General features: G+C 68.8%; 2 protein-coding genes. Both read right to left on the reverse strand.

All coding sequences use genetic code 11. The features are described from left to right. Positions 1-29 precede the first annotated feature (29 nt). A complete protein-coding gene (locus ACFVJ5_RS09260) occupies positions 30-803 on the reverse strand; it encodes an FkbM family methyltransferase (protein ID WP_379219362.1) in 774 nt (257 codons plus the stop codon). Further along, on the reverse strand, positions 803-25,174 hold the full coding sequence (locus ACFVJ5_RS09265; RefSeq protein ID WP_379219363.1) for a non-ribosomal peptide synthase/polyketide synthase: 24,372 nt from the start codon (positions 25,172-25,174) through the stop codon (positions 803-805). The genes ACFVJ5_RS09260 and ACFVJ5_RS09265 overlap by 1 nt, the downstream gene beginning before the upstream one ends. Between the last annotated feature and the right edge of the window lie 174 nt (positions 25,175-25,348).

Below are 25,348 nucleotides of genomic sequence, written 5' to 3' on the forward strand. Positions count from 1 at the left end.
CAGCCCGCGCGGCACTACGACCCGTGCGCTCAGGTCCGCACGGCATACACCTCGTGCAGTTCGGTGCCTGCCAGCGACGGGTCCTGCCTGGTGCGCGGGGTGAGTCCGTGGCGGTTGAGGACCTCGCAGAATTCGGCGAGGCGGCCGTCGCGGTCGTGCACCTCGGCGACGACGGCACGGATCCGGGACCAGTCGGAGTCGGTGATGCCGAGCAGGACATCGAATTCGGCGCGCTCGACGTCGATCTTCAGCACGCCGATCTCGGCGACCGGATCCTCCTGCGCAAGGATCGCCGACACCGTCGTGACCTCGACTTCGATCTGCTCACCGTCGTGTAGGCCGCGGGTGATGAGGCTGATCGCGTCGTCGGGCAGGCCGCTGTTGCGCAGGAAGGCCTTCGTCGCGTCGTCGTCGGCGTCACGATCGGCGTACAGACTCGAGTTCGCTGTGGCGCGGGGGTACCAGGTGAACGGCAGCACACCGGGTGCGGCGCCCACCGCGACCTCGAGGGCAACACCGCCGGGCACGTGGGCCTCCATATTGCGATGCAGGCAGTCGAAGGTGGCGGGAGCGGGTTCGGCGGCGATCACGCGGACTCCGGGGCGCGTTTCGGCGAACATCATCGCGCTCAGTCCGATATTGGCGCCGATGTCGACCGCGAGGTCACCGGGCCGCAGGGTGGCGGCGGCCTGACGGTAGTACCCGTCGGCGATCATCTCGTTCCAGAGCATGCGCGCTTCGGCGGGGCTGGTGCAGGTGACGGTGCGGCCGTCGTCGAGGCGCAGTTGCTGCTGTGTCGTCATCAGTTCATGAATCCTTCGAGGATCGGGCCGATCACGGCCAGCGCGGACGGGTGGGTCAGCTCGAGATGGCGAGCGTCGAGAACAGTGTTGTGGATACGGCCGGTGACGTGCGGTTGCCATGTCTGCGCGACGGCCTCGGTGTCGTCACGGTCCTTGCCTGCGGTGAAGAAGATCAGGTCGCCGTCGAAGGTCCGGGGGTGGTAGTCGTCGGCGAGTTCGCCCGCGGTGGAGAAACTCTCCATCACCCGGTCGACATGGTCGGCGCTGAACAGGCCGGTGCCGGTGATCTGATCGCGGACCACCTGCCACGCCTGCTCGGTGGTGCTCGCGGTGACGGTGTCGGCGAGGTCGAACAGTTCCCGCCAGCCACCGAGCAGATCGGCCATCAGCTCCCCGGGCGCGGATTCGGTATCGGGAGCGATCGGTGGGGCACCGACCGCGCTGTCCATCATGGCCAGCAGCGCGACCTGTTCGCCCTGCTCCTGCAACTGTGTCGCCACCGCGTGGGCGATCTGGCCGCCCAGCGACCAGCCGAGCAGGTGGTACGGACCGCTCGGCTGGGTCCGGCGGATCTCGTCGACGTAGCGGTGCGCCAGCTCGTCGATCGACGTGGCCGGGGGCTCGGCGGCGACGACGTGTGGGTCCTGCAGGCCGAACACCGGCCGATCGCCGCGCAGATGTCCGACGAGTCCGCCGTAGAACCAGGCCAGCCCGCCCGCCGGGTGGATCGCGAACAGCGGGGTCGCATCGCCCGCGGGCCGCAAGGGCAGCAGCACCTGCATACCCGAACCGCCCTCGGCTTCGTCGACCCTGCGGGCCAGCGCCCGCGGCGTCGCGTCGTCGAACATCCACGGCAGTTCGAGGTGCACGCCGCGGCCCTGCAGTTCGGCCACCGCCATGGTCGCGAGCAGTGAGTTGCCGCCCAGATCGAAGAAGCCGGCACCGGCACCGACCCTGGCCACGTTCAGGGTGCGTGCGAAGACTTCGGCGATCGCGATCTCGGACGGTGATCGCGGCGCGTCGTATTCGTCCTCGACGCGGTCGAAGTCGGGTGCGGGCAAGGCTTTTCGGTCGAGCTTGCCGTTGACCGTCACCGGCAGTGCCGAGAGCACCACGACGGCCGAGGGCACCATGTAACCGGTGAGCAAGTCGGCGGCGGTGTCACGGACCCGCGCCGGGTCGAGTTCGTGCCCGTCGGCGGGGACGACGTAGCCGATCAACTGGTCGACGTCCTTGGCGTGGCGATGCACCGCGGCTGCCGCCTGGGCGACACCGGGATGACGGAGCAGCGCCGCTTCCACCTCACCCAATTCGATACGGAAACCACGCAATTGGATCTGCGCGTCAGCGCGCCCGCGGTAGTCCAATTCCAGTCCGTGCCCGCCGCGACGCCACCGCCCGACATCACCGGTCCGGTACAGGCGGCTACCCGGCGCGCCGAACGGATCGGCCACGAACCGGCCCGACGTGAGCGCGCCCGCCCCGTGGTAGCCGCGCGAGAGCTGGCCGCCGCCGACATAGAGGTCACCGGTGACGCCGACCGGCACCGGCCGCAAGCGCTCGTCGAGCACGTATACCGTCAAGCCGGGCAGGGCGCGCCCGATCCCGCCGCCCGCCTGATCGACCTCGGCGTAGCTGACATGCACGGTCGTCTCGGTGATGCCGTACATGTTGACCAGTGTCGGCGTGCCCGCCGGGTGGGCGAGGAACCAGCCGGTCAGCCGGGACGGGTCGAGCGCTTCGCCGCCGAACACGATGTAGCGCAAGGCGAGGTCGGCGCCGCCCGCGCCCCGGTAGCGGCGCTCCGCGTCGACGAATCCGTAGAACGCCGACGGCGTTTGGCTGAGCACGGTGACCTGCTCGCGCGCCACGAGCTCGACGAAAGCGTCGGGCGTGCGCGTGGTGTCGTAGTCGACGACCACCAGGCGACCGCCCGAGAGCAGGGCGCCCCACATCTCCCAGACCGCGAAATCGAACGCGTAGGAATGGAACAGCGTCCAGACGTCGTCGGGCCCGACGTCGAACTTCTCCGCGGTGTGGGTGAGCAGGGTGACCACATCGCGGTGGGTGACCGCGACACCCTTCGGCCGACCCGTGGAGCCCGAGGTGTAGATCATGTAGGCGACGTTGTCCGGCAGCGCGGCAAGTTTCTGCGCACTGTCGACGACGTTGCCGTCATCCACAAGGACTGTCGGACCGGCGAATTCGGGTGTCTGCGACGCCATCGCCGATGTGGTCAGCATCGCTACCGGCCGTGCGTCGTCGAGCACGAACCGGAGCCGCTCTGCCGGGTACGCCACATCCACGGGCAGATAACCCGCACCCGACATGACCACGGCCAGCAGCCCGACCGCCAACTCGGCCGAGCGCGGCAACGCGACGGCGACCAGTGTTTCGGGGCCCGCACCGGAGGCGATCAGTCGGGCGGCAACAGACTTCGCGCGCCGATCCAGTTCCGCGTAGGTCAGGACCGTCGTCCCATCGGTCACCGCGACCGAATCCGGGGCCACGGCCACGCGCCGTGCGAACAATCCGCCGATCGTTTCCTCGGGAACGTGCGCGCCCGCCACGCCTGCCGCGTCGAGAACCTCGTAGCGCTGCCGCGGTTGCATGAACTCGATGTCACCGATGATCGCCCGCGGATCCGCGGTCACCGCCTCCAGGATGCGCAGATACCACTGCGCGAACCGCTCCATCGACTCTTCGACGAAAAGATCTGTGGCGTAGGTCAATCGGCCGAGCGTACCCAGCGGGTGACCGTCGGCGGCGAACCGCTCGACCAGCTTCACATTGAGATCCGACTGCGCCTGATCGACAAAGTCCTCGACCGGCTCCACCGAGATCCCCGGTAGTTCGAGCACCACCTCATCGAGATTCTGGTAGTCGATCGTCACCTGGTACAGCGGCAGATGCGCGGTCGAACGCGGCGGATTGAGCGCCTCGACGACCTGCTCGAAAGAGACCTCCGCGTGTGCGAGGGCCGCCAGGTCGGCTGCTCGGACGTCGGCCAGGAGCGCGTCGAACGGCTGATCGGCAGGGACCTCGGTTCGCAGGACGACAGTGTTGACGAACATGCCGATCAGGTCGTCGAGTTCACGTTCCCCGCGCCCGGAGACCGGTGTACCGACCGCGATGTCGCGGGTGTTCGCCAGCCGTGCCAGCAGGACAGCCAGCGCGGCGTGAGCCACCATGAACGGCGTCGCGCCCGCGGCCCGCGCGACCGCGGCGATCCGCTCCTGCAGCGGTGCCTCGATATCGAAGTCGATGGTCCGGCCGCGCATCGACGCGACCGGCGGACGCGGCATGTCGGTCGGCAGTTCGAGGAGTTCGGGCAGCCCGGTGAGGGTAGCGCGCCAGTAGTCCAGCTGACGTGACAGCAGCGACTCCGGATCGTGCTCGTCGCCGAGCAGATCGTGTTGCCACAGCGCGTAATCCGGATACTGGACCGTGAGCGGCGGCCACGAGGGCACGCTCGCGGTGATCACCGCGAGATAGGCGGCCGCGACGTCGCGGGCCAACGGGATCATCGAGAGCCCGTCCGCACAGATGTGGTGCACGGCGATCACCAGCACGTGATCATCCGGGCCGAGATCGAACAGTTCGGCCCGCACCGGCGGTGCCTCGGAGAACTGGAAACTCCTCGACAGCACCGCCGCTGCGGCCTTCGGCAGCACCGATTCCTCGATCGCGATCGGGATCAGGTCGGGCACGACCTCGTCGGCGTCGACGATCACCTGCCACGGTATACCGTCGATCACCGGGAATTTCGTGCGCAACGATTCGTGGCGACCGATCACCATCGCGCAGGCTGTCCGCAACGCGGGGATTTCCAACTCGCCGGTCAGCCGGATCACCAGCGGCACGTTATAGGCGCCGACCGAGGCGTCGAGTTGGTTGAGGAACCACATCCGTTGCTGGGCCGGCGAGAGCGGGATCGGGCCGGTGTCGGGTCGCCGGGTCAGTGCCGGGCGTTCAACCCGGTCGCGGCCGGTGAGCCGAGCGGCGAGGTCGGCCATCCGCGGGTACTCGAACAGGTCGCGCACCGCCACCCGGATGCCCAGCGCGGAGCTCAGGCGAGCGGTCAGCCTCGTCGCGGTCAGCGAATTGCCGCCGAGGTCGAAGAAGTTGTCGCGCATGCCGACTCGGGGCAGGTCCAGCACTTCGGCGCAGATGTCGGCGACGAGGCGCTCGGTCGGGTCGCTCGGCGCCAGATATCCGGCAGCGGCGAAACTCGGCAGCGGCAGTGCGCCGCGGTCGAGTTTTCCGGTGGTGGTCAGCGGAAGCTGTTCCAGCACAACGCAGATGTCGGGAACCATGTGGGCCGGTAGCCGGCGGCGTGCCGATGCCCGCACGTGCTCGGGGTCGATCGTGTCGCCGATGAGGTAGCCCACGAGCCGGTCCGTGCCGTTGTCGTCGGTGCGCAGAACCGCTACCGCATGGGTGACCGATCGATGTTCGGCGAGAACGGCCTCGATCTCGCCGAGTTCGATCCGCTGGCCACGGATCTTGACCTGATGGTCGGTACGGCCGACGTAGTCGAGGGTGTGGTCGGCGGTCCAGCGGACTCGGTCGCCGGTGCGGTACATCCGGGTGCCCGGATCGTAGGGGTTGGCGAGGAAGGTGGCGGCGGTGGCGCCAGGACGGCCGAGGTATCCGCGGGCGAGCTGGATGCCGCTGACATACAGTTCGCCGGTCACCCCGATCGGCACGGGCCGCAGGTGCGAGTCCAGCACCACCGCGGATGTTCCGCGAATCGGACCACCCAGGGTAATCGGTTCGGGCGGTGCGAGGGGATCGCTGATGGCGACCATGATCGTCGTCTCGGTGGGTCCGTAGCCGTTGAACAAGCGACGTCGGGGCGCCCAGAGCGCGGCGAGTTCGGCGGGCACGGCCTCGCCGCCGGCGACCAGAACCCTGAGGCAGTCCAGCCCGTCGGGTGACATGGTCGCCAGCACGGTCGGGGTGAGGAAGGCGTGGGTGACCGCGTTGTCGCGGATGAGCCCGGCCAGCTCCGTGCCCGCGTAGGTGTCGGGCGGCGCGATGACCAGCGTCGCACCGTGTGGATGCGCCATCAGGACTTCGAGCATGACGGCGTCGAATCCGGGTGCGGCACACTGCAGCACCCGGGAATCCGGGCTGACCTGGTACCGATCCCGTTGCTCGGCGGCGAAGTTCGCCATTCCCGCCTGGGTCACCGCGACGCCCTTGGGGGTGCCGGTGGTTCCGGAGGTGTAGATGACATAGGCCAGGTCGGTGTCGCGGACGGTCCGTTGCACCGCGCGCGAGGGTCGGCTCGCGATCTCGCGCTCGGCCGCCGGATCGTCGACGACCAGGCGTGCCCACTCCCCTTCCGGCACTCCATCACTCACCTGCACGACGGTCAGCACGACGCGGGCGGCACAGTCGGACAGCATGACCGCGAGCCGCTCTCGCGGGTTGCGTGGGTCGAGTAGCGCACACGCGGCACCGATCTCGGCGAGCGCCCAGATCGTGGTGATCAACGGGATCGACCGCGGCATGACCACCCCGACGGTGTCCCCCGTGTCGACACCGTGCTCGACCAGCCACTGCGCCAGCCGATGTGCCCGGGCATCCAGCTCGGTGAAGCTCACCGTCTCGGTCCCGGACAGCACCGCCACACCGTCGGGGTGTCGGGCCACGCCGTGGCGCAACAGGTCGGTCAACGGTTCGGGGGCCACCTGTTCCGCGCCCCTGGCCGGGACGAGTGCCGCACGCTCCGCGGCCGACAGCAGGTCGATATCGCCGACGCGCCCGGTCGGGTCGGCGGCGACGGCACGCAGGACCCGCTCGACGCGGTCGGCGAGCCCGGCGGCGGTCACGGTGTCGACGCGAGCCGCCTGATACCGAAGGCGGAGGTGCAAGGTGTCGGTGTGGTGGGCCTGCACGGTGATCGGGTAGTGCGCGGCATCGGTGCCGACCACCTCCGTGACCCGCACTCCGTCGATATCGGCGTCACCGAGTCCGCTGCTGTCGACCGGGTAGGACTCGAATGCCACCAGGGTGTCGAACAGCTGTCCGCCGCCGAGCGCGGCCATGATGCCGGACAGTTCGACGTGGTGGTGGTCGAGCAGCCGGGTCTTGTTCGCCTGCAACTGTTCCAGCGCCGCCACGATGGTCCGGTCACCGCGCACGAGGACCGGCACCGGCAGCGTGTTGATGAACAGCCCGATCATCGACTCGACGTCCGGCACCTCGGCCGGCCGGCCGGAGACGGTCTCGCCGAACACGATCCGCTCGCGGCCCAGCTGGTTGGCCAGCACTGTCGCCCACGCGAATTGCACGATCGTCGACATCGTGGCGCCCGAGGTGCGGGCGAGTTCGGTGAGGGCGGTGGTGATGTCGTCGTCGAGATCGATGTTCAGGTCGGTCGGCACCTCGACGGTGGCCTCGCCGACGGTCTCGGCGATCAAGGTGGGTTCGGTGAAGCCCGCCATGGTGTCGCGCCAGATCTCGACACCGGCGGTGGTGTCGCGCCGGTCCAGCCAGGCCAGGTAGTCGCCGTAGGACGGCGCGGGAGGCAGCAGGGCGGCGTCCGCGCCTGCCGCGTACAGCCCGACCAGGTCGCGCAGCAGCAACGGTAGTGACCAGCCGTCGAGCAGCAGGTGGTGCGCGGTCAGGATCAGCCGGAATTCGGTGGGTGCGACGGCGACGAGGACGAATCGCACCAGCGGCGGATCGGCCGGGTCGAAAGCCGTTTCGCGTTCGGCCGTCAGGATCTGCGGCAGTGCTGTCTCGGATGCCTCGATGCGGCGCCAGTGCACGGTGGATTCCACCGGAACGACCTGCGCGACAACACCCTCGATCGTCCGGGTGAACGCCGCCCGCAGGTTCGGATGCCGATGCAGCAGCTCCGCCGCGGCGTGCCGCAGCCGGGCCTCGTCGACCGGCCCGGTGAGCGTCATCGCCGACTGGGCGGTGTACACGTCGAGGTCGCCCGCGGCGAGCTCGGCATGGAACAGCAGCCCTGCCTGCAACGGCGCCATCGACCAGACGGCCTCGATCGGTCCGTAGCGTTCGGTGAAGGCGTCCAGGTCCTGTTGGGTCAGCGCGACCAACGGGGTGTCGGACGGGGACAGTCCCCAATCTTCCTCTCGTGCCGACGCTTCCACGATCTGACCGAGGGCCGCCGTCCACTCGTCGAGGAGTTCATCGACGTCATCGCGATCGAGAAGCCGTGCGGCATAACCGATCTGCACGGCGAGCGTCAGCCCGTCGGGGGTGTCGACGATGCTGATGTCGAGGGTCAGCGCGGCGGACGCGGGCATGTCCGGATCGAAGGAGCCCTGGTGGTCGAATTCCTCGTCGGCGGGAATCCAGGCGAGCCCGGACAGGGCCGAGATGTCGACGCCCGCCCGGCCGAGGTTGTTGAAACTGATCTGTGGTGCGGGCAGCGAGGCCAACCGATCGGCGGTCGCCGGGTTCAGGTATCGCAGCATGCCGTAGCCGATGCCCTTGTCGGGCACGGCTCGCAGCTGTTCCTTGACCGCCTTCACCGCGGCACGTGGATCGGTGCCGTCGATGTCGAGGTCCACCGGGTAGGCGCTGGTGAACCAGCCGACGGTACGGGACAGGTCGGCGCCGGGGGCGAGTTGCTCTTCGCGCCCATGGCTCTCGAGCAGGATGCGCGCACCGGAGTGGTCGACACCGCGCTGTGCGTGCCAACGCCCCAGTGCGAGAACGAGACCCGCGAGCAGGGCATCGTCGGTGGTGGCATGCGCGGCGCGGGGCACCGCACCCATCAGGGCGGTGGTCAGCTCGACAGGCAGCGTCAGCGTCAGCCGCTCGACCGTGGCGTGCACGTCGACCGCCGGGTCGAGGGGTGCGCGCCCGAGCAGCGGTTCAGGTCGTGACCCCATCCGTTGCCACAGCGCCAGCTCGTCGGCACGGCTGTCGGCGGCAGCGGACACGGCCTCGGCCCACCGGCGCATCGATGTACCGACCTCGGGCAGTTCGACCGCTCGACCCGCACCGACCTGCTGCCACGCGGCGACGAAGTCGGGGATCAGGATGCGCCAGGAGACACCGTCGACCACCAGGTGGTGGATCACGATCAGCGCGCGCCCCCGCGACGCCACGCCGGGCTCGGGCAGCAGGCAGATGACCTGCATCATGACGGCATCCACCGGGTTCAGCGCGGCCGAAGCCTCTTCGAGGGCCTCCTCGACCAACGACGTGAAACCCGCACTGCCAGGGGCACTCTCGGCACCGAACGCACGCACCGACACCAGCCGCTCGGCGTCGATCGCTCCGGGCGCCAAGACTTCGAGGTGCGCGACACTCATGCGTGCACGCAGCATGTCGTGCCGATCCAGCACCGCTTGGACCGTCGCGATCACGTCGGCCGAGCGCGCGTCGCCGGGCAGCTCGACCAGCAGCGACTGCGCGAACCGGTCGCCGGTGGGACGGTCGAGGTACCAGGACACGATCGGCGTCCGCGTCACCTCGCCGATGCCACCGCCGGGCAGTTCCTCGAGACGCACCCGTCCGGCGCCCCCGGCCACGGCGGCCAGCCCACGAACGGTCCGGTGCTCGAAGATGTCCCGTGCCGTCACGACCACGCCCGCGGTCTTCAATCGCGACGCCAGTTGGATCGACATGATCGAGTCACCGCCGCGCGCGAAGAACGACTCGTCCGCACCCACCGAGGCCACACCGAGCACCTCGGCGAAGATCCCCGCGATGGTCGCCTCCAACTCGCTCGCCGCGGCGGCCACGGCCGAATCCGGCACTTCGGCAGCGGGTTCGGGCAGTGCGCGCCGATTCACCTTGCCCGTCGACGAGACCGGCATCTCGTCGAGCACCATGAGCACAGCGGGCACCATGTGGTCGGGCAGTGCGCCCGAGATCTGGTCGCGGATCGCGGCCGTGTCGATCGTTCGCCCCTCGGCGGCCACCAGGTAGCCGACCAACGTCGGTTGCCCGGCCTGGCCACGCCTGCTCACCGTGACCGCCGAGGCGACGTTCGGGCAGGCGACCAGTGCCGCGTCGATCTCGCCGAGTTCCACCCGCTGACCACGGATCTTGACCTGGAAGTCGGCGCGGCCCACGTATTCGATGGTGTGCTCGGCGCTCCAGCGCACCAGGTCACCGGTGCGGTACATCCGGGTGCCCGGTGCACCGAACGGATCGGCCACGAACGCACCCGCGCTCGCCCCCGGCCGATTCAGGTAGCCGCGGGCCAGCGCGTTGCCCGCCAAGTACAGCTCTCCGACGACACCGACCGGTACCGGCCGCAGCCGGCTGTCGAGCACGACGGCCCACACCCCGCGGATCGGGGTGCCGATGGTGATCGGATCACCGGGCTGCAATGCGGCGCTGACGCACACCGCGATCGTTGTCTCGGTCGGCCCGTACACATTGTGAAAGCGACGGCCCGGCGCCCAGGCCGCGACGAGTTCGGCGGAGAGCGCCTCGCCACCGATGGTGAGCATCCGCAGCGTATCGAGCCCCTCCGGCCGCAAGGTCGCCAGCACGCTGGGTGTCAGGAACGCGTGCGAAACCCGGTGCGTGCGAATCAGTTCGGTCAGTTCCACACCAGCGAACACCTCGGCGGGCGAGACGACAAGGGCAGCGCCCGCCGCGTAGGCCATCAGCGATTCCATCATCACCGCGTCGAACGCGGGCGCGGCGACCTGCAGGACCCGCGATTCTCGATCCACCTGATAGTGCTGGTGCTTCTCGCGCGCGAACGCCGACAACCCCGCGTGCGTGACGACCACGCCCTTCGGCTTGCCCGTCGAGCCGGAGGTGTACACCAGGTAGGCGACATCGTCGAGGCGTGCCGCTTGGAAGGTGTGATCCGTTGGTGCGGTGGACAGTTCGGCGATCACTCGGTCGTCGTCGAGGCACAGCCAGTCGACCGTGTCCGGCAGTGACGAGCGCGCCGCGTCCAGAGTCACGCCGAGCGTGACGCCGGAGTCCTGGGCCATGTGCGCCAGCCGGTCCGCGGGGTATCGCAGATCCATCGGCACGAACGCGGCGCCGGTTTTCGCGATCGCCCACAGCACCACGTGGTAGGCCACCGACCGCGGGACGGCCAGGGCGACATAGGTTCCCGGTGCCGCACCTGCCCGTGCCAGCAGCACGGCGAGCCGCTCGGATCGCTGGTCGAGTTGGCCATAGGTCAGGGTTTCGTCGGTACCGATCAGCGCGGTCGCCATCGGGTCGACGGCAGCGGCGGCGAGCAGCGCGGGCAGCGTTTTCGGCACCTCGACGGTCTCGCGCCCGGCAGGGAGCAGGTGTGCGCTCTCCTCGGGGCGCAGCAAGTCGATGGCCCCGACCATGGTGTCCGGCCGCGTGGTGATCGTTTCGAGAATCCTCAGCAGGCGGTCGGCGAACCGCGCCGCCGTGGCCCCGGTGAACAGGTCGGTGGCGTAGACGATCACACCGTCGATACCCGCTCCATCGGCGCGTTCGTTCAGCAGCACCATGAGGTCGGTCTTGGCCTGTGCAACACCGGGATCGAGTACCTCGATGCCGATATCGTCGAGTTCGAACCGAGTGGGGTCGGCATTTCGGAAGCCCAGCATCACCTGATAGAGCGGTGAATACGCGGTCGACCCTGCCCGGTCCAGTATCTCGACCAGACGCTCGAACGGTACGTCCGCGTGAGCCAGCGCTTCCAGATCCGCGCCACGCAGGTCGGCCAAGAATTCACGGAACGACAGTTGCTCGGCGACACGGGTGCGCAGGACCACCGTGTTGACGAACATGCCGACCAGATCGTCGAGTTCGGGGCGGCCACGACCGCTGACGGGGGTGCCGATCGAGATGTCGTCGCTGTGCGCGGTGCGCGAGAGCAGAATCGCCAGGGCGGCGTGCAGAACCATGAACACCGTGGCACCTTCGCCGTGCGCGAGTGCGACGACGGCATCGTGAAGACCCGGCTCGATCGTGAAGGCGACGCTGCCACCATCCATCGACAGCACCGCGGGCCGTGGGCTGTCGGTCGGCAGGGCCAGCAGTTCAGGTGCGTCGGCGAGAATCCGCTGCCAGTAGGCGATCTGACGCCCTGCCAGCGAAGTGGGGTCGTCCTCGGCACCGAGCAGCTCGCGCTGCCAGACCGCGTAGTCGGCGTAGTCGACAGGCAACGGCGGCCACAGCGGCGCCGAGCCGGTGCGGCGAGACCGGTAGGCGGCGAACACATCTCGGGCAAGCGGCGCCATCGACGCGCCGTCAGCGGCGATGTGGTGCACCACCAGGACCAATACGTGGTCGTCGGCGCCCGTGCGGTACAGACGAACGCGGACCGGCGTGTTCGTGGCAACGTCGAAGCCCGACTCGACCGCATCGCGCAGCCGGTCTGTCAGCGCCGTCGAATCGTCGACATCGGCCAGCTCGAGGTCGACGGCGCCGACCGTGCTGTCGTGGACGAGCTGATGCGGTTGTCCGCCCACTGCGGGATAGGTCGTGCGAAGGGTCTCGTGCCGGGTGACCACATCCACCATCGCGGCGCGCAGCGCCGCCACATCGAGCGGTCCGCTCAGCCTGGCCGCGAAACCGATGTTGTACGCGCCGGACTCGGGGTGGAGCTGATTGAGGATCCAGATACGCCGCTGGGCGGCCGCCAAGGGGATTTCGGACCGCTGTCGGCGACGGACCAGCGGCACCGATGCGTGTTCGTCGCGCATCGCGATTCGTTCGGCCAGCTCAGCAACGGTTGGCGCTTCGAAGACATCGCGGACACCGACGCGCACGTGCAGCGCGGCCTCAGCTCGGGCCGCTACCTGAGCTGCCGACAGCGAGTTCACCCCGAGCTCGAAGAGGTCGGCACCGACACTGACCTGATCGGCACCGACGATCTCGGCGACGATCTTCGCCAGCACCGCCTCACGGTCTGTGCGGGCGACGAACTCGGCCAGCATCTTCGCCCGCGTCGCGGCGTTGTCCGCGTCGGAGGCGATGAACCCGTCCGCATCGTCGAAGGTCACGTGCGACAGGGCCGACCTGTCCACCTTGCCGTTGGAGCTGAGCGGCATGGTGTCGAGCACCTGAATTCTTGTCGGCACAAGGTAGGACGGAAGCAGTCGGGTGAGATGTTTGCGGACCTTCGACTCGATGAGGGTCGCACCCGGTATCGGCGACACATACGCCGTGATCCGGTCAGCGGAAACAATCGCGACTGCTCCGGAGATCTCCTCGATCGAGCGCAGCGCGGCCTCGATATCCGCGGGCTCGACCCGTTGGCCGTGAAATTTCACCTGGAAGTCACTGCGGCCCACATACTCCAGATCACCGGACCATGACCAGCGAACGAGATCGCCGGTGCGGTAGAGGCGGTCCCCGGGCCCGCCGAACGGATGGCCGACGAACCGACCGCAGGTGAGGTCCGGCCTGCGGTGGTAGCCGCGAGCGAGCTGGACGCCCGAGACGTACAGGTCGCCCACAACGCCGACTGGTACGGGCCGGAGCCTGGCGTTCAGCACGTACGCAGACATTCCGGTGACCGGGTAACCGATCGGGACCGCGTGCCGTGCCAGCGAACCCGTCGTGCAGCGGTATGCCGTCACGACCTCTGCCTCGGCGGGGCCGTACCAGTTGACGACCTCGGCCCGGTCGAAGGTCTGCCTGGCACGTACGGCGGTGCGCTGGGCCAGCGTCTCACCTGCCGCGAACACACAGCGGACCGACGGCAGCAGCGTCGTGCCGGTGTGCTCGAGCAATACCTCGAGCATCGACGGGACGAAGTGCACGGTGCTGACCTGCTCATCTGCGATGATCTCGACCAGGTAGGCGGGATCGCGGTGGCGGCCGGGTTCGGCGACGACGATCTGCGCGCCGGTCTGCAACGGCCAGAACAACTCCCACACCGCGATGTCGAAGGTGATCGGGGTCTTGTGCAGCACCACATCCGACGCGTCGTGCGGGAATTCGCGTTGCGCCCACGCCAACTGGTGAGCGGTGGCGGCATGGGTCAGCGCGACGCCCTTCGGTGCGCCGGTCGCGCCGGAGGTGAACAGCACGTACGCGGTGTTGTCGGCGCGCAGCGGTGCGCGACGTTCGTCGTCGCCGACCGGGCCGCCGGGGTGCGCGCTCAGGTCCAGCTCGTCGAGGCGCACACGCTCGATGCCGTCGGGCAGGGAGCTCTCGTCACCGGACGTTGTGACGAGCAGCAGTGGCCGGGCGACCGACAGGACGTCTGCCAGCCGGGCGGTGGAGCGGTCCGGGTCGAGCGGAACGAAGGCGGCACCGGACTTCACGACGGCGTAGACGGCGGTGATCAGGTCGATCGAGCGGTGAATCGCCACGGCCACGGTCGTTTCAGGGCCCGCGCCGAGATCGATGAGGTGGCGGGCGAGGCGGTTCACGGTGTCGTCGAACTCGCGGTAGGTGAGGGCACGGCCGCCGGGGACTCGGACAGCGACAGCGCCCGGGGTGCGTGCTACCTGCTCGTCGAAGGCATCGGCCAGCGTGCGGCTCGCGCTCACCAGTGGTGCGTCGTGCGGGCGCAGCAGCCGATCGCGGGTCGTTTCGTCGGCGAGGTCGATCTCCCCGGCGATGACCCGCTCGTCGGTGGTGACCGCGTCCAGGACGCGCACGAACTGTTCGGTGAACCGGCGCGCGGTGGCGTCGTCGAACAGGTCGGTGGCGTAGGTCAGGCGCAGATTCATGCCCGCGATCTCGTTGTGCGGCCCCCGGTCCTCGGTGATCATGAGCAGCAGATCGCAGATCGCCGCGTCGGCGCCGACATCGATGCCGCCGACCTCGAGCCCCGGTACCTCCAGCTGGGCGGGCGCCATGTTCTGGTAGGCGAGCATCACCTGGAACAGCGGCGAATGTGCCGTCGAGCGCGCCGGATTCAGCACTTCCACCAGCTGTTCGAACGGGACGGCGGCATGATCGAACGCTTCGATGTCGGTGCGCCTGGTCGATTCGATCAGGTCGGCGAACCGCTGGTCTGGGCGGACACGGGTGCGCAGGACCAGCGTGTTGACGAACATGCCGACGAGGCGATCGAGGGCTCGGTCGCCGCGACCCGCGTACGGGATGCCGATGGCGATGTCGTCGCTGCTCGACAACTGCGCGAGCAGAACGGCAAGGGCGGTGTGCGCCACCATGAACGGGGTCACGCCGCTGCGTCGCGCCAAGGACGCCACGGCTTCGGCCACCCGGGACGGCACCGCGGTGTGGACGGTCGCGCCGCGGTGGGACTGCTCGAGCGGGCGCGGGCGGTCGGTGGGCAGCGCGAGCACATCCGGGATCCCCGCGAGTTGCGTACGCCAGTACAGCAGGTCGCGGCCCGGCGCGGAGTCCGGTGCGGCGAGCAGCTCGCGCTGCCACAGGGCGTAATCAGCGAATTGCACTGGTAGCGGCGCCCATTCGGGTGCGGCACCGACCCGGCGTGCCCTGTAGGCCTCGATGATGTCGGCGGCCAGCGGCGCCACCGAGTAGCCGTCGCAATTGATGTGATGCACCGACAGGGCAAGTGCGTGTGCGGTTTCGGTGAGCCGGAACAACGCCACTCGCAGCGGGGCACCCGCCGAAACATCGAAGCCGGTGCCGAAGAACTCGGCCAGCCGTGGGAGCAGTTCATCGGCGGAGACCGGGTGCACCGCGAGATCGCAGGACGCGACGACGTCATCGGCGGTCAGGACGACCTGCGCGGGGGTGCCGTCGTGGGCCGGATAGGTGGTGCGCAAGATCTCGTGCCGTTCGATGACATCGCGCAGCGCGGCCGTCATGGCGTCGATATCGAGTTCACCGTCGAGGCGGATCGACAGTGGCACCACGTAACTCGCCGACTCGGGGTCCAGCTGGTTGAGCAGCCACATCCGGCTCTGGGCGGGCGAGAGCGGGATGCGCTCTGGCCGCGGCTTCGCCACCGGTCCCGCGACATCGCCGTCGGCGCGCTGAAGTTCGACCCACCGCGCCAGTTCCGCCACGGTCGGCGCTTCGAAGATGGCGCGCACGGGAATCGTCACGCCGAGGACTTCGCCGACGCGGCTGAGCACGCGGGTCGCCAGCAGCGAATTGCCACCGAGAGTGAAGAAGTTCTCGTCGGCGCCGACCCAGGGGGTCTGCACCAGTTCACCGATCACGCCGGCGATGGTTTCCTCGGCGATCCCGCTGGGAGCGCGGTATCGGGTCGTGGTGGCGCGGGTGTCGGGGGCCGGGAGGGCGCGGTAGTCGATCTTGCCGTTGGGCGTGAGCGGGATCGTATCGATCCGAATCACCTGGACGGGCACCATGTACGCGGGCAGGCGCTCCAGCAGGTACGTCCGCAGCGAGTCGGGGTCGATCGTCTCGTCGCTCACGGCGTAAGCCACCAGGATCTGACCTTCGGCGACCGTATGGACCCGTACGACCGCGGCATCGATGCGATCGTGGGCGAGGAGCGCGGCTTCGATGTCACCGAGTTCGACGCGCAGGCCGCGAATCTTCACCTGGGAATCACGGCGGCCGACGTACCGCAGTCGGCCTGCCGTGTCCCAGCGGACCAGGTCGCCGGTGCGGTAGAGCCGTGCCCCCGGCGTCGAGCCGAACGGATCGGCCACGAACGCGGTCGACGTCAGGTCCCCGCGAGCATGGTAGCCACGCGCGAGCTGGATTCCGCCGAGATACAACTCGCCCGTAACGCCGTCGGGGACGGGCCGCAACCGTGCGTCGAGCACATGTGTGACGACATTCGCCTCGGGCGTGCCGATCGAGACGACGGGTCCGTCGAGCTCGCCGATCTCGTAGGCGGTGACGCTGACGGCCGCTTCCGTCGGGCCGTACAGGTTGTCGATGCGTGCTTCACTGACCTCGCGGAACCGGCGAACGGTCGCGGAGTCCAACGCCTCACCGATGCACAGCACCTGGCGGACGGCGGCGAGATCGTCCGGGGTGGCGATGTCGAGCAACGCAGACAGGAGCGAGGGAACGAAATCGACCACGGTCACGCCATGACAAGCGATCAGCCGTGCGACGGCGGTGGGGTCGGTGTGATCGTCGCGCCCGGCCACGACCAGCGCGGCACCGGCGGTGGGTGCGGTGAACAATTCCCACACCGACAGGTCGAAGGTCGCGGGCGTGCGCAGGAGCAGCACGTCGCCGGTGCCGATCCCGTAATGCTCGGTGAGCCAACGGAGTTGGTTGACGATTGCCTCGTGGGTGAGTGCGACGCCCTTGGGGACGCCGGTCGACCCGGAGGTGAAGATTACGTACGCCAGATCCTCCGGGCGCAGCGGCCTGATCCGATCGGCATCGGTGACCGGCGCGGTGCCGGTCGCGGGCGAGGTGAGATCCGACAGACGCCAGATCGGCGCCTGGGTCGGCAGGTCGATGTCGTCGCCGATCAGCACCCCGTCGGGTCGCGCGGTAGCGAGGACCGTGCGCAGCCGGTCGACGGGGTGGTCGGGATCCAGCGGGAGGTAGGCGGCGCCTGCCGCGTGGATGGCGTAGAGCGTGGTGAGCAGCTCGACCGAGCGGTGCACGGCCACGGCCACCACGCATCCCGGGCCGATACCGCGGCCGATCAGCCCTCGTGCCAGCGCGTTCACCTCGGCGCCGAACGCAGCGTAGGTGAGCACGTCCCCGCTCTCGCCATCGATCACCGCAGGGTGTTCCGATGTCGCCGCGACCTGCTTCGCGAACAGATCCGCGATCGTCGCGCCGCCGAAGGGGGCGTCGGGGCCGGACTCGCGCAGCGCCAGTTCGTCGAGTTCACGCGGGCTGAGCAGCGGCAGATCGCCCACGGGCACACCGGGATCGGCGACGACACCGCGCAGGATGGCGACGAACCGCTCGAAGATCGGCGCGATCGTGGCTTCATCGAAAAGGTCGGTCGCATACCCGAATTCGACCTGCATGTCGCCGGGAGCACCGTGCGCATCGACCGTGTCGACCAGGGTGAGATGCAGGTCGTACTTGGCGACACCCGGTTCGACGAGGTCGGCCGACACCGTGAGCCCGCCCAGGCGCAGGGTCGGGATATCGATGTTCTGGAACGAGAAACCGACCTGGGTCAATGGCTCGTGCGCGGTGCTGCGCGGCGGATTGAGGACCTCCACCAGCTGTTCGAACGGGATCGCGGCATTGTCGAACGCACCGAGATCGCATTCGCGGGCGCGCTCGAGTATCTCCGTGAAGGGGGCCGCGGGATCGACCTGGACGCGCAATACCAGCGTGTTGACGAACATGCCGATCAGCGGGTCGAGGGCGGGCTCGCCGCGCCCGGCGACCGGGGTGCCGACTGCGATGTCGCCGGTGCCCGACAGCCTTGCCAGCAAGACCGCGAACGCCGCATGGGTCACCATGAACAGCGTCGAGTCGTGGCGCCGTGCGAGGGCGATGATGTCGGCGTGCAGGTCGGCGGGAATCGTGGCCGACATGGTCGCCCCGCGGTAGGACTGCCGCGCGGGACGCGGTCGGTCGGTCGGCAGGTCCAGCATCTGCGGCAGGTCGGCCAGCGCCGCGATCCAGTACCGGATCTGGCCCGCGGTCACACTGGTCGGGTCTTCCTGCATGCCGAGGCTTCGCCGCTGCCACAGCGTGTAGTCGGCGTACTGGACCGGCAGGGGCGCAAAGGCAGGCGCTTCGCCCGCCATTCGCGCCCGGTAGGCCACGGCCAGGTCGGTGGCCAGCGGCGCGAGCGAGGATCCGTCGATGGCGATGTGGTGCACGGTGAGCACCACAGTCCATTCCACGGTGGTGGTGCGCAGCAACGTGATCCGGAACGGGACCTCGGTGCTCACATCGAAGCCGAGGGCGGTTTCACGCGCGATCTGTTCGGCGAGCTCGGCCTCGGTGACCTCGCGGCACTGAAGCTGCGGTGCCGATTCCAGGGGCAGGATCTGCTGCCACGGTCCGCTGTCACTGTCCGGGTAGCGGGTGCGCAGCGTCTCGTGCCTGGTGATAACGTCGGCCAGTGCCGACCGAAGAGTGTCGACGTCGAGCGGGCCGGAGATCCGCACGACGACAGGCACGTTGTAGACCGCCGCCGAGGTATCGAACTGGTTCAGGAACCACATCCTGGTCTGCGCGGGCGAGAGCGGAATCCGATCCGGACGCTGCTGTGGCACCAGCCGACGATGGACTGATCCCCGATCAGCCTGTCCACCGGCCGAGTCCAGCTCGCGGGCGAGCGCGTCGACGGTCGGAGTCTCGAACAGGGCCCGCACCGCGATGTCGGTGCCGAACACATCGGACAGGCGCGCCGCGACCTTGGTCGCGGTGAGTGAGTTGCCGCCCAGATCGAAGAAATTGTCGAGCGCGCTCACCTGCGCTGCACCGAGCACATCGCGGTAGACACCGGCGACGAGTTGTTCGGTGGGCGTGCGCGGTGCGATGTTCTGGGCGGTCTGCGCGAACACCGGCTCGGGCAGCACGGCGCGATCGAGTTTGCCGCTGGCGGTCAGCGGGAATCGGTCGAGCACCATGCACACATCGGGCACCATGTGCGCCGGAAGCCGGTCGCGCGCGGCGGCGCGCACCCGCTCCGCGTCCACGTCCGCGCCGACCAGGTAGCCGACGAGCCGGTCGGCTCCCGTGCTGCCGTCGATCACGACGACGGCGTGGGTCACCGCGGGATCCTGGGCGAGTACGGCCTCGATCTCCCCCAGTTCGGTGCGCTGCCCGCGGATCTTCACCTGGTGATCGGCGCGGCCCAGGTATTCGATGGTCTGCTCCGAGGTCCACCGGACGAGGTCGCCCGTGCGGTACATCCGGGTGCCCGCACCACCGGGATCGGCGACGAAACTGGCCGCGGTCACCGTGGGTCGGCCGAGGTAGCCGCGCGCCAATTGCACACCGCCGATGTAGAGTTCGCCCGCCGTACCGACCGGCACCGGCCGCAGCCGGGAGTCGAGGACCTGCGCGCAGATCCCGCGAATCGGCCCGCCGATGGTGATCGGGCCGTGCGCGGGGATCGGGTCGCTGATCGCGACCATGATCGTGGTCTCGGTGGGTCCGTAGCCGTTGAACAGCCGACGCCCCGGCGCCCAGGCGGCGCCGAGCTCGGCCGTGAGGGCTTCGCCACCGGAGACCAGCACTCGCAGGCACTCGAGGTTCTCCGGCGACATCGAGGCGAGGACGGTCGGCGTCAGGAAGGCATGGGTAACCCCTTGTGCCCGAATGAGTTCCGCCAGTTCCGTGCCCGCGTAGACATCGGGCGGGGACACGATCAGCGCCGCGCCACCGGGGTGGGCGAGCAGGACCTCCAGCATCACCGCGTCGAATCCCGGACCGGCGGCCTGCAGGACCCGCACGGTGGGCTCGACGCCGTAGCGGTCCTGTTGTTCGGCGGCGAAGTTCGCCAGCCCCTGGTTGGTGACCTCGACACCCTTCGGAACGCCTGTCGTTCCGGAGGTATAGATCACATACGCCACGTCGCCGGCGTACACGGGCCTGCCACGGTCGGCGTCGGTCACCGGCGCGGACGGGTACCCGGCGGTGATGCTGCGCGAGACCGGGTCCGCGACCACCAGCAATGTCCACGGCCCATCGGGCGCAGCGCCCTCGACTTCGGCGCTGGTCAAGACCACCCGGGGCGCGCTGTCGGCGAGCATCGAGGCGACCCGATCCCGCGGGTTGCGCGGGTCGATCAGCACCAGGGCGGCACCGGTTTTGGCGACGGCCCATACCGCGACCACGAAATCGACCGAGCGCGGCAGGACCATCGCCACCACCGCACCGGGTCGGGCTCCTTCGTCGAGCAGGCGTCGGGCGAACCGGTTCGACAACACGTCCAGCTCCGCGAAGTCCAGGCACTGTGCCCCGGACACGACAGCCGGACCCTCCGGCGAGATCGCGACACCTCGGGCCAGCAGATCCGACAGCGCCACGCCGGGTACCGCGTCGGCGCCCCGAACCGGATACAGCACGGCGCGTTCGGTGGCGGACAGCAGTTCCACATCGCCTACCGGCACAGAGGGGTTCGCCACCACCGCGTCCAGGATTCGGCCCAGCCGTGCGGCCATCTGCTCGACGGTGGCGGGGTCGAACAGGTCGCTCGCGTAGTTCATCCGCACCGCGACGTCGCCGGTTCCCGCGGCGTTCGCACCCACGGTGACAACGAGGTCTACCTTCGCGGGTTCGGAGCCGGGATCGACAACGTCCACCGTGAGGTCGGGCAGGGCCAGGCGGGGCAGTTCGGTGTTGTCGAAGGCCAGATACACCTGGCATACGGGCGCGTAGGCCGCCGAGCGCCGCGGATCGAGCTCTTCCACGACCCGGTCAAAGGGCAGCTCGCCGTGCGCGAAGGCATCGATGTCGACGTCCTTCACGCGTTCGAGCAGGGCGGTGAACGACTCCTCGCCGCGAATCGGCGTACGCAGCGCCACGGTGTTGACGAACATTCCCACCAGCGGAGCAAGATCCGGCTCGCCGCGTCCGGCCAGCGGGGCGCCGATCACGATGTCGCCGGTTCCCGACAGCCGGGCCAGCAGAACCGCGAGTGCGGCGTGGACCACCATGAACGGGGTGACGTCCGCGGCGCGGGCCAGTCGCTCGATCTCGGCGTAGGTCCGGGCGGGGAGCTGCGTGGTGACGGCCTCGCCGCGCATCGAACGGCGAGCAGGCCGCGGTCGGTCGGCCGGCAGCTCGAGCACTACGGGCGCATCGGCCAATTGGGTTGTCCAGTAACGCAGCTGGTCAGCGGCGAGCGAGTCCGGATCCGATTCGTCGCCGAGCAGGCGACGGTGCCAGTCGGCGTAGTCGGCGTACTGCACCCGAGGTGGGACCTGATCAGGCGCTGTCGCCTGCGACCGGGCCGCGTACGCGGCGGCGAAGTCGGCTGCGAGCGGCGCCAACGAGGTACCGTCACAGCAGATGTGGTGCAGGACGAGCACCAGCACATGCGTATCGGGGCCGATCGTGAGCAAGTCCGCGCGCAACGGCGGGCGGGCGCAGACATCGAAGCCATCGGCCGTCAGCTCGCGAATCCGGCCGGCAAGCCGGTCTTGCCCGAGTCGTTCCGGGACGCAGTCGAAGTCGGCCAGAGCCGCCTCGGCCGACAGAACCTCCTGCATACCGTGGCCGTCACGGGCGGGGTAGCGCGTTCGCAGCGCCTCATGGCGATCGAGGACGTCGCCCAGCGCCATGCGCAGTGCGGCGGGGTCGAGTCGCCCGGTCAGCCGCAGGACCAGCGGAATGTTGTAGGCGGCGGACTCCGGGTCGACGCGGTTGATCAACCACATCCGATGTTGCGCGGGAGCCAGCGGCAACAGGCCGTCGCGCGCGATCGGTGTCAGCGTGGGCCGCACCCGGCGCCGTGCCCGGCCCACGCACGCGGCGAAGCCTGCCACCGTCGGATTGCCGAACAGATCACGCACCGACAGTGCGCATTCGGTGGCATCGGCGACCCGCGCGACTGCTCCCGCCGCGGTGAGCGAGTTGCCGCCCACGTCGAAGAAATTGTCGAACGCGCCGACCCGGTCCACCCCGAGCACCTCAGCGAAGACGTGCGCGACGACTTGTTCGGCATCGGAGCGCGGCGCGACATGGCTCGCGGTGCTCCCGGCGGCCGGTTCGGGCAATGCACGCAGATCGAGCTTGCCGTTGACCGTCAGCGGCAGTTCGTCGACGACCAGCACGACGTTGGGGATCATGTAGTCCGGCAGCGACGAACTCGCCTGCGCGACAACGGCGTCGACATCGCAGTCGGCGCCTGCCGGTACGACGTACCCCACCAGACGCGCCGTGTCGGTGCCTGCTCGATGCACCACCACCGCGGCCGCGGCCACCGCCGGATGGGCCAGCAGCGCGGCACGGACCTCGTCGAGCTCGATACGGAACCCGCGCAGCTGTACCTGCTGATCCGCACGCCCGCGGTATTCGAGAGCGCCGTGGTGATCGCGGCGGGCCACGTCCCCGCTGCGGTACATCCGCTCCCCTGGCGCACCCCATGGGTCGGCGACGAATCGACCCGAACTCAATGCCGCCTGCCCGAGATAGCCGCGAGCCAATTGTGTTCCCGCTACATAGATTTCCCCCCACGCGCCCGCCGGCGCCGGTCGCAGGCGCCGATCCAGCACATAGGCGCGAAGGCCGGGGAGCGCCGCGCCGATCACACTGGGCGCGCCGGGTACCGCCAGTTCGGCGCTCATGTCGGTGTGGGTGACGAAGACGGTGGTCTCGGTGATGCCGTAGCTGTTGACGACCACCGGCCCGTCCGGGTTGTCCACGTACCAGGGCGCCAACGCCGCCGGATCCAGACCTTCGCCCGACAGCACGACCAGCCGCAACCCCAGCGCACCGTCGGGCGCACCCGCCGCGAGGTAGCGCCGCTGAGCTGCGGCGAATTGATAGAACGCCGACGGAGTCCGACTGAACACGGTGACGTGTTCACGGGCGGTCAGGCGAACCAGCTCATCGGGCGCGCGCGTGGTCGTCGCATCGGCGACCACGACGCGGCCGCCGGTGACCAGCGGCCCGAAAACTTCCCAGATCGAGTAGTCGAAGGCCACCGAGTGCAGCCATGTCCACACATCGTCGGCCCGAATATCCAGGGCGGCACACGCATTCGCCAAGTAGGTGACGACCGAGCGGTGGCTGATCACCACGCCCTTCGGCCGCCCCGTGGAACCGGAGGTGAAGATGACGTAGGCGGCGTCGTCAGGTCGCAGTGGCGCGGTGCGCTCGTCATCGCTGATCGGGTCCGCGGCACCGTCGAGGTCGTCGTCCTGCCCGAGCACCAGAGTCTGGCCGCGACCTTCCGACAGTCCGGTCTCTTCGACGATGACGACTGCCGGATCCGCTTGGCCGACCACGTATTCCAGCCGCTCCTGCGGATGGGTGATATCCAGCGGAAGATACGCGGCACCGGATTTCAGGACGGCGAGCATCGCGACGATCAGCTGGGTGCCACGCGGCAGCGCGATGGCGACCAGCGTGCCCGGACCCGCACCACGGGCGATCAAACGCCGGGCGAGCCGGGTGGAACGCTCATCGAGGTCCCGATACGTGATCGTCTTGTCCCCGGCAGTGACCGCTTCCGCGAGCGGGGTCGAATGAGCCTGTCGCGACAGCGAATCCACCAGCGTCTCGCCCGGGGCGATACCCTCGGCACCGGCCGACTCGCCGATGATCGAGAGCTCCTGCGCGGCGGACACCAGCGGCAGTTCCACCACCCGCTCGCCGGCGTCGGCCTCGATGAATCGGTGCAGGAAATCGATGAATCGGTCGGCGTGCGCGTCGATATCGCGCTGACTGTAGAGGTTGTCGTTGCCGTGCAGCTCGATCAGCAGCGGCGCCTCGGGGCCGGTCCGATAGAGGTTGATCTGCAGATCCTCGAGTGCGCCCGAGGTGAGCGCGTGGTAGCGCCCGACGGCGTCGCCGAGACGGATCTCGGAGTCGAAGAACAAGATATTGACGACGGGTCCGAAAGTGTTGGCGGAGTTGTCGATCGAGTCGGATTCGCGACGCAGATCCTCGAAGCGGTAGCGCTGATGACGCAGCGCGGAGACCAGCTCGCTGATCGATGCCTTGACCAGTTGCTCCACGGTGGTCGCGTCATCGATCGCGAAGCGGATCGGCACCATATTGGCCAGCATCGCCGCGGCGTTGCGCAGCTTCACGGTGACCCTGGCGCTCATCGGGACCGAGAGCACCACCTCGTCGGCACCGGTCATCCGCGTGAAGAAGGCCGCGAACGCCGCGACGACGACCTGCGCGGCCGACGCGTCGAGCTCGGCCGAACGACGATCGAGCAGTGCACACAGCTGCGCCGGAAGTTCTCGCGCCGCAACCTCGTCCACGGTTCCCGCGCGTGCCGACCGACCGGACAGACCGGCGGGCGCGGGCAGATCGGCGACCTTGTCCAGCCAGTACTGTCGATCGGCCTCGAACCTCGAGCCCTCCCGATAGGCCTGTTCCCCCGCAGCGATTTCGCGCAGGTGAGCGGCCACCAGTCGAGCGGGCGGCCTGCCTTCCGACAGCGCGTTGTAGTGCTCGGCGACCCGGCACAACACGCTGAACGCGCCATAGCCGTCGATCACGAGATGGTGGGCGCGCGCATACCACAGGTGCAGGTCGTCGCCGATTCTGATCAGCCGCGTGACGGCGAGTTGATCTCGCGTGATGTCGACCGGCCTGGTGTAGTCGTGGCGCATCCAATCCAGCGCCGCACCCATCGGATCGCTGTGCGTGCCGAAGTCGAGCACGAGTTCGTTGAACGTGATGCCGCGGTCGACGACCTGGTAGGGACGCCCTTCCACCTCGACCACCCGCACCATGAGCGATTCGGTCTCTTCAGCCGCTTCGTGCACCGCCTTGTTGAACAGGGCGACGTCGATCCGCCCCTCGATCTCGACGTACTGCGCGATATTGGTCGCCGGTCCACTATGCGCGCTGTCCGCGAACCACATGCCATATTGCGCGGAGGAAAGCGGAATAAGATCCTGATTACCGGCACAGCTCTCGACAGACTCCATGATTACCCGACCCCTCGCATGGCTATCGACCTAGCACGGACTCCGAGTACAGAGATCCGCGCGCTTTCCTACCCCACGTAATAACGTGTACTACAACCGCCGAATGCGGGTCCATTTACTGCCGAGCAGCCATCCATATTCCCCTTGCTGTTTCCAGGAACGATACGGATCCGG

It is taken from the genome of Nocardia sp. NPDC127606 (genome assembly GCF_042671725.1).
Classification (GTDB): Bacteria; Actinomycetota; Actinomycetes; order Mycobacteriales; family Mycobacteriaceae; genus Nocardia.

Coding starts and splice junctions, on each gene's coding strand:
- ACFVJ5_RS09260 (WP_379219362.1), bottom strand. CDS start 803: ATGACGACACAGCAGCAACTGCGCCTCGACGACGGCCGCACCGTCACC.
- ACFVJ5_RS09265 (WP_379219363.1), bottom strand. CDS start 25,174: ATGGAGTCTGTCGAGAGCTGTGCCGGTAATCAGGATCTTATTCCGCTT.